The organism is Paramesorhizobium salinisoli (genome assembly GCF_003335045.1).
Classification (GTDB): Bacteria; Pseudomonadota; Alphaproteobacteria; order Rhizobiales; family Rhizobiaceae; genus Paramesorhizobium; species Paramesorhizobium salinisoli.
This window is the reverse complement of record NZ_QOZG01000046.1, coordinates 1-5,121: the sequence shown is the minus strand read 5'-3', so window position 1 is coordinate 5,121 and position 5,121 is coordinate 1. Positions and strand designations below refer to the sequence as shown.

3 protein-coding genes are annotated in these 5,121 nt (G+C 57.1%); all 3 read left to right on the top strand.

The window, feature by feature from the left end:
* The first annotated feature begins 993 nt into the window (after window positions 1–993).
* On the top strand, window positions 994–1,506 hold the full coding sequence (locus DUT91_RS24370; RefSeq protein WP_114442976.1) for a hypothetical protein: 513 nt from the start codon (window positions 994–996) through the stop codon (window positions 1,504–1,506).
* 5 nt (window positions 1,507–1,511) lie between these two features.
* Complete coding sequence (locus DUT91_RS24365; protein ID WP_147272286.1) at window positions 1,512–2,840, top strand: hypothetical protein; 1,329 nt, start codon at window positions 1,512–1,514, stop codon at window positions 2,838–2,840.
* 74 nt (window positions 2,841–2,914) lie between these two features.
* A complete protein-coding gene (locus DUT91_RS24360; protein ID WP_342634478.1) occupies window positions 2,915–4,840 on the top strand; it encodes an FAD/NAD(P)-binding protein in 1,926 nt (641 codons plus the stop codon).
* The last annotated feature ends 281 nt before the right edge of the window (window positions 4,841–5,121 follow it).

Sequence of the window (5,121 nt, the reverse complement as noted above, 5' to 3'; positions counted from 1 at the left end):
TCCGCAACCGGCATACCTTCATCACCCTGCTTCAGGATGAATGCCTTTTGAGCATCCGAAAACTGCGATGCCTTCATCGTTTTCCGTTCCTTTCCCAGCCAGGAAAAGCCACCGGAAAACTCTAACCATAACTGGTCCAGTTTGAAGGGCGCAGATCACAAAACCGCTGGAGCTAACTCAAAACTGGATAAAACTTGGGGGCAGCGTCACCCTCTCTCTCATTGAGGGCTGCGGGTCGCATAAGGTCAGCCTGCTCATCCACCGGCGAAGGCATTGCGTTTTCAAGCAGGCATGAAAGGAGGTGCAAAAGACGCCGAGAAAAATAGGGGTGATGGCGCCCCTATTTTTCCGGCGCATGTGCTGGCACTATCCTCTGATACAAGCTGGGAAGGATCATGCGTTCGCTATTGAAACCAAAGACCTCATACGGTCGGCGCGGCCATGCCGCTCGGATTCGGCTGCCATCGCGAGGATAACTGTCATATCGGCTTCTGAAATGTCGCCCGCCAATTCGCCGGCATTGGAATTGGGACTTTTCACAGATTGACGGTGTGATTATGCCAATGGAGCGATAAACAAAGAATATAGGGTGCACAAGAGAATGCATGGATTAGACGTTCAGTTTCACAGGTTAGTTAAGCGCATTGCGTACTAAAGTTAAAAAATACGTGCCGTATATTGAATGGATTCTTATCATATCTTGTATTTTGTTTTCCATTTCTGTGCCTTTCTTGAAATAGGTTGCGCGTGTCGACTGGCCCCCTCCCACCAGACCGCGCCGACGGTCCCCTCTGGAGAGTATTGCCTCTGGAGGGGACTGTTTTTTCATCAGCGTGTACACGGATTGTCATCATCGCCCGCGGGGGCTGGGGACCAGATTTGCCAGCTTTATCTGGGGCCGCGAAAGGTCACGAGTAAAAGTACCGATAAGGTCGGGTGTGAAACCTCGTTAAAGGAGTTTAAACATTGGTGCCTACGATAGAGAAAACCAGCATGGCATCGCTTGCGTGGGGCAACTTGCGCAGCGGCCTTGTCTGCGTCATCGTTGCGACGGTGGCCGCACTTACGACACACATATTCGTGCAGGGATGGACGCAAGACATTATTGGCCCTGTGATGCAGGGCCTCGTCCCTCCAAAGGATGGCTACCCCCGCGTCGTGGTCGTGCTGGCCTACGTTACGGCCCTGATGCCAACGGGCATTGTGGCATTCGTCTACTACTGGACCGCAGACCGGCTGCCAATCGTGAGCCGCCCGCTCAGGGCACTCACTGTCGCCGCGTTGTTGCTCGCGCTGAAGGGCGAACTCCTTCGCCAGCCGATCATGAACGCGATCACCTATGCTTATGTCTTTGCCAAGGCGGAGGTGCCTATGCCCATCGAGGCAGGGCTTCTCCTACAGGCAGATAAATGGGCGGCCAATCTCATGCTGGCGTTCTGCCTTGTCTATCTCTGTCCCGTCCGGGAACATCGAGCGGCGACGGCAGGAAAAGAAATAAGGGGGTGACACGCTTGAGCAAAGATCTCTCTTCAAACAATTCGTTACCAGCCGAAAAAAGATCAGATATCTGGATGAAGCCCATGATGAACCGAGACAAGGCGGGCCGGTGGTTCCCAGGAAGGCTCTATCTGGTCGGGGCTCTCTCCTGGAGTGTTATGATGCAGCCGGCATTAGCGGACACCACTTATATCGTCGAACCGCTTGCGGCACGCGACAATACCCTTCGAGTGAGTGTGAGGCGTCCGGTGGACGCGGGAGCCACGACGCTGGTCTTGCGCGGCACCGGTTTCGGGATTGCGCCGCAGGTCGAAGCTGCGTCCTGCGACGGCGCGCTTCTCGCGCACACGGGCCAAGGTCAGTGGACCGTTCCGGCCGGCTGCCAGCTGCTCGCCTGGATGGTGCCTCTCGATCCGCCTGGGCAGACGCCAGCGAGCGCGCAGCGCAGCCTCGCTATGCCAAACGGCATTTTTCTTTCCGAGGCATCCTCCTTGCCGCGCCTCAAGGACGCTGGTCCCATCGAGCTATTGCGTTTGCCAGCGGGACCGACTTTCCCGGTTGCGAGGAATGGCGTGCTGCACCTGCCGAAGCCAACAGAGGCGCCCCTGTTTGTTTTACTCGGTGCGCAGCCCCTCGATAGGCGCAGGGTGGGAAATACCGGGCTCGACTATTTTATCGACAACCCTGCCGCGCGTGACCGGTTACCGGATATCGGAACGCATCTCGAAGGCCTTCGCTGGCTGCGCAGCCAGGATCGCTCCGACGCTCCCTTGACATTCACCATCCTCTGGCTAGGCGTGCCGCGCGAGTTGTTTGCGGTGGGTGGGGCGACAGGCCGAGGCCTGCTCATAGTCAATTACCGCGCCGGGACGGTTGATCCGACCCCGATCGAGAAGGCCATGCGGCTTTATGTGCCTTTGCACGAGGCAGTGCATCAGCTGGGCGAAAAGGGCGTACGGCCCCTCTGGATGGAGGAGAGCCTGGCGAGCTATTTCGGCATGCGCGCCGCCCGTGCCGCAACAGGGGATGCACCAGAGACGAAGGCCCTGTTCGAGCAGTTCAGGAATAATGCCGGCAAATTTTCAGATGGTCTCCTCGCCATCTCCCGTCGCGTTGAAGAGGGAAACCAAGCTGAATATGCCGCCTTTTTCACCAAGGGTCTGGCCTTCTGGGACGCGGTGAACGTGGTCTTACAGCAGAGGGGTGATCAATTGGATCCGTATCTCCGAGACCTGCTCGACGCAAAGTTCGAATCCGAGGTGAATGTGCCCGAGCGTCTCCGTTCCATTCTCCGACTGCCCAAGGAAACTTGGGAACCACTGCGGAAGCAATATCTCGGATGAAGGGCGCAAGCCGGTAGAAATAGATATGGGGCGACACGATCAGTTTAGCGTGCGTTCGTGGCATTGGAGCAAGATTGTCCCTCAACATGGGACGGAAGGCTCTCGCTCCTCAAGTGCCAGGATGGACACTGGATAGTATGGATAAATCGGGAGCGCTCTGCCGTCGGTATCGCATGCGATTGATGCCACTGGCGGTCGTTGTGCGGCAACAATTGCGCCACCAGCAGATGTTAAAATTTTTCGCGCAAGTGCCGCCGCATCGGACTCGAGGTTTATGGGGCCGCTCGTTATCGGGCATAAGAACGTTCGACTGGGGGCATAACGTGCGGCGGCTGCCACCAACTTACGTGAAGCCGCATGCCAAATGGCAGGGAGACGATGTTGCGGATGCTGAAGCGATCTACGAAGCCGTGATGCGGCTGGCGATGCCTTATGCCGATCAGATCAGTCGCGCAGCAGTCAGACCCGACACCAACCATGTGACGATTGCGAGGAAGCGACGTGCCAAACCAGACACACAATGCTCGACAGCCACAGCCTCGACGAAATCCGCAACGTCGCCGCTGGTGGGGCCGAAATGCCGGTATAGCAGCAGGCTTAAGGATTTTCCGCGCCATTCCAGCCGCGAGGTGCCAATGAACGAGCTCGAAGGACGGTCTATCATCATCATTGGCGGCGGCGCGAGCGGTGTCATTCTCGCGCTCCATCTTCTGAAATCGTCGTTGGACATTCGAGTAATGATTGTCGAAAAAAGACCGGCCCCAGGCAGAGGAGTTGCCTATTCCACCAAGCTTCGCGACCATCTTCTTAATGTGTACGCCCATAATATGAGCGCTTTCCAGGACGATCCGGAGCATTTTTGTCGCTGGCTTGCGGAAAAGAGCCCGTTGCCGTCCGGCGACAGTCTTGCCTATTATGCACCGCGCAATCTCTATGGCGAGTATCTCGGAGGGCTCATTACGGGAATTCAGAAGGAGAATGGAGCGCGTTTGCGGTTGTTCCGGGAAGAAGCGATCTCCGTCACCCCCCTTTCCTCGGGTGTAGAGGTCCAACTCGCCAGTGGCGCCAGTCTTATTGGCCACATAGCAGTACTCGCCGTCGGACATGATGAGGGGCCGGCGCAGGAGCAGTCTTGCGCGGTCCGGATCGACGGCGAAGAAGACGGAGTTCTCGATCCGGAAGCAAATGTCCTCATCCTCGGTACCGGTTTGAGCATGGTGGATGCTTTTCTGACACTGGAAAGCCGCGGCCATCGTGGCCAAATCATCGCTGTCTCACGGCGTGGGCTCCTGCCTTCACCTCACCGACCATCATACCAATCCAGTGGACCGATCCGACTCGACAATGCCGATATTCCGTTTGGTACAAACCTTTCCTGTTTTCTCGGCTGGTTGCGCGATCTCGTTCGCTCGACCGAGGAAGCCGGCGGTGACTGGCGCGATGCGGTGGATGGGTTGCGGCCATTCAGCCAGCGAATATGGCAAAGCTGGCCGGCGAGCACCAGAAGACGCTTCCTTCGGCACACCAAGGCCTGGTGGGACATCCATCGTCACAGGATGGCGCCGACGATTTATGCTCGAGTGGCACTGGCGCTTAAATCCGGGCGGCTGACCCTCATTGCAGCAAGGCTGATGGATGCCCGGCCCGATCCTGCGGGCGATGGCAGGCGGGTTGACGTAAAAATCCGGCATCGTCATTCAAAGACCATGGAGACGCTGCGCGTCGCACGCATCTATGACTGCACCGGAATCGTCAGAGATATCGAAACGGGATCTATCAAAGTGATCCGCTCGCTGATCGATTGCGGATTTGCGAGGCCAGATCCACTGCGGCTTGGTCTCGACGTTACGTGCGAATGCGCTGTGATCGCCCAGGATGGTCTGGCATCCGAAAAATTGTTTGCCATCGGCCCGCTGACCCGGAGCGCTTTCTTCGAGATCGACGCCATCCCGGAAATCCGTCGCCAATGTGAAACACTCGCACGACACTTGGCCGGTTGACAGCAAGCGGGACTATTATGAAATCGGGTGCTGGTGCTGAAATTGGACCAACTCCCCACGTCCTTTACAAAGCCGGCGTCCGCGAGCCGGTATAAGCCTGGGCGGGATAATTTCGCGAAGATTGGTGACGTCCTGGAAAATTGGGGACAAGGTTTGAACCGCCCCGGGTTTGCCGGAGGCTCCAACTCGTGAGACAGTGGAGCCGATATGAGCAAGACGACAAACAAATTTTCACCGGAAGTCCGCGGCCGCGCTGTGCGTATGGTTCTGGCCCATGAATC